This is a genomic window from Mycobacterium sp. NAZ190054 (assembly GCF_001545925.1).
In the GTDB taxonomy this organism is placed as follows: Bacteria; Actinomycetota; Actinomycetes; order Mycobacteriales; family Mycobacteriaceae; genus Mycobacterium.
The window spans coordinates 1-2,858 of sequence record NZ_LMVQ01000362.1 but is presented as its reverse complement, the minus strand read 5'-3'; the positions used below and the strand labels follow the sequence as shown (position 1 = coordinate 2,858).

Annotated in this window: 1 protein-coding gene and 2 pseudogenes; all 3 read right to left on the bottom strand. The window is 67.4% G+C overall.

What is annotated here, in order from left to right; translation table 11 throughout:
- Positions 1 to 57 precede the first annotated feature (57 nt).
- Positions 58 to 177, bottom strand: a pseudogene (locus tag ASJ79_RS34290) (allantoinase); the annotation flags it as partial.
- Positions 126 to 1,442: pseudogene (locus ASJ79_RS21705) on the bottom strand (MCE family protein); the annotation flags it as partial. The pseudogenes ASJ79_RS34290 and ASJ79_RS21705, both read right to left, overlap by 52 nt.
- Complete coding sequence (locus tag ASJ79_RS21700; protein ID WP_082753985.1) at positions 1,442 to 2,788, bottom strand: MCE family protein; 1,347 nt, start codon at positions 2,786 to 2,788, stop codon at positions 1,442 to 1,444. The gene ASJ79_RS21700 and the pseudogene ASJ79_RS21705, both read right to left, overlap by 1 nt.
- Positions 2,789 to 2,858 lie beyond the last annotated feature (70 nt).

Genomic DNA, 2,858 nt, shown 5'->3' with positions numbered 1-2,858 from the left:
ACTACCAGCCCCCCCCCCAGACTCTACCACCCTCCCCTACACGCCGCTCTTCCGAGCTGAAGCCGGGTCGCCGTGCAGCACGCTGTTCTCGGCGCCCTCCTCGTAGTTCAGCACGAACTGCACCGCGATCCTGGCACCGTCGGGCCAGCGCGGGTCGGGTGGATGCGGTCCTCGCCCTCGACCCGGTTGTCGATCGGAATGCCCTGCTTGACGAGGTTCGGATCGAACGGGTACGGGCCCGTGAGATGGTTACGCATCGCCAACGGGACGAACCCGCGCGGGTCGTTGCAGAGTTCGACTGTGGGCGCACGCTTTCCGGGATGCTCGATGCAGGGATAGTTGCGCGCACCGCGGACGTTCAGCGGAGAGTCCTGCGGCAGTTTGCAGTACAGACCATCCGGGGTGTCGATGACGGTCTCGTCCTCCGGTGACCGCCACTGCGACGGCGGCAGGAAGCCGACCGAGCACGGGTTGGGATCGCTGATCGTCAACGCGAAGTCACCCGTTGGCAGGCCCGTCGGGCTGTTCTGCGGCAGACCGAAGGACTGCTGCGCGGCGATGATCCCGGGGAACAGCACGAGCAGCTGCTCCAGGGCCGGGTTATAGGTGAGCAGGGTCTGCCCCACCGTGGTCAGGTTGGCCAGCAGGATCGGCAGCGTCGGCTTCACCTGGTTCAGAAGGGAACTGACCTCGTCGGCGAAGCCGGGGCCGCGCTCGAGCAGCGCGCGCACCTGCGGATCGTTCTGCACCACCTGCGCCGAGATGCCGTTGAGGCTGCGCGCCCACGTGCGGATGGCGTCGGTGGTCTCCGCCTGCGACTCCAGCAGCGGTCCACTGTCGTCGATGAGGGTGCGCATCTGGTCGGAGACGCCGTTGGCATCCTGGGCCACCGTGGTCGCGGAGTCGAGCAGGGAACCGAAGTCGGGTCCCGCCCCGTTGAAGGCCTTGAAGGTCTCGTCCAGCAGGTCCGGGATCCGGTCCTTGGGCAGGCTGCCCACCATCGCGCTCAACTGGTCCAGCATCGGGCCCACCTGCTGGGGCACCGAGGTCAGCGATGCCGGGATGCGGGACCCGTTCTCCAGGAACGGTCCGCCGTCGGTCTGCGGCAGCAGTTCCACATACTGCTCGCCGACGGCGGAGACACTGCGCACCTCGGCACGCAGATCCGCGGGGATATCCGGCGAGGTGTCCAGCGACAGAGTCGCTTCCGCGCCGTTCTCGGTCAGTTTCACCTCGGTGACCTTGCCGACCTGAACGCCGCGGTAGGTCACGTTGCTGAAGCGGTACAGCCCACCGGATTCGGGCAGCTCCAGGGTCACCGCCAACCGCCCGATACCGAGCAGCGTGGGCACCTGCATGTAGGCGAACAGCATCACCGCCACGCCGACGATCGACGCGATCGTGAAGATGATCAGCTGGTTCCGTACGAAACGGGTCAGCATCAGCCACCACCTCCCGGTGTCGGCACAGCCGGCGCCGGCGAAGCCTCGGCATTGTAGGGCCCGGCAAAGATCTGGCCCGGCGTGATCGGTTGCGACTGCGGCAGCCACGGCGCCGCGGGCGGCGGCGCCACCGGCAACAGCGGCTCGGTGATCGGTGGAAGCGCCGGTGCGCCCGCCGCCCCCTCCGGTGGCGGTGGCAACGCTTCCTGCGGGGGCGGCGCGACACCGAGTTTCAGCGGATCGTACGAGTAGTTCAGGTAGTACGGATCACCGGGCGCCGGAATCATTTTCGCGTTCTCATCGCCCCACCGGGTGCCCAGCAGCAGGGTCTTCTTCAGCCGCGGATACGTGATGTCGAAGATCGCGTACAGGTTGATGTAGTCGCCGCGGGTGATGCGGTCGGCGAACGTCGGACCGTACGGGAAGGCCGTCATCCACAGCAGGGCCAGGTTGAGGCCGGGACCTACGTCGGCCAGCGCGCCGAGCACCGGGCCGAGCTTCTCGAGATCCTTGATCAGGTCGTCGCCCGCGTCGTTGACCAGGTCAGTGGCGGTGTCGCTGAACTCGCCCAGTTTCTGCAGCGCGGTGGTGAACTGGGGGCGTTCCCGGATCAGCACGTCGATGGCCGGCGGGAGTTCTTCGAGCGCCCGATCGATCACCTCCTGCTGGTCGGCGAATGTGCCCGAGACGCGCCGCAACTGGGTGATGGATTCGACGATGTTGTCGCGCTGCTCGTCGAGCACCCCGACGAAATTGTCGAGGCGCTGCAACAGTTGCCGGGCTTCGTTCTCGCGTCCGGCGAGACCGGCGCTCATGTTGTGGATGATGTCGCCGATCTGACCGAGTCCTCCGCCGTTGGCGACCGTCGACAGCGAGGACAGCGTCTGCTCGGTCGTCGGATACGTCGACGCCGAGTTCAGACGCAGCGTCGCACCAGGCGCCAGACGCCCGCTCGGCGCCTCGCCCAGCGGTGGGTTCAACGCCAGGTGCATCGATCCGAGCAAGCTGGTCTGCCCGACCGTGGCCACGGCGTTCGCGGGGATCACCACGTCTGGCTTGACGGAGACCTCGACATCGGCGTGCCAGCTCTGCACCGTCATCTTGCCGACGCTGCCGACCACCACGTCGTCGATCATCACCGGCGAATTCGATTCCAGCGTCGCCACGTTGGGGACCTGGATGTGGTAGGTGACCGCGTCCCCACCGCGACCCACCGCACCGGGCAGCGGCAGCGAGTTCACGCCCTGGAACGCGCACCCGGACAACGTGACCGTGACGGCGCAGCCGAGCGCGGCCAGCGCCGCGAGCGTCAGAATCTGGAACAGCCGCCACGCAAGCCTCGGCATCCAACCTGGCCCCCCGGGCGACCGCCGATTACTCATGTCGTCGACCAGACTATCGGTGCCGATCGGCGCG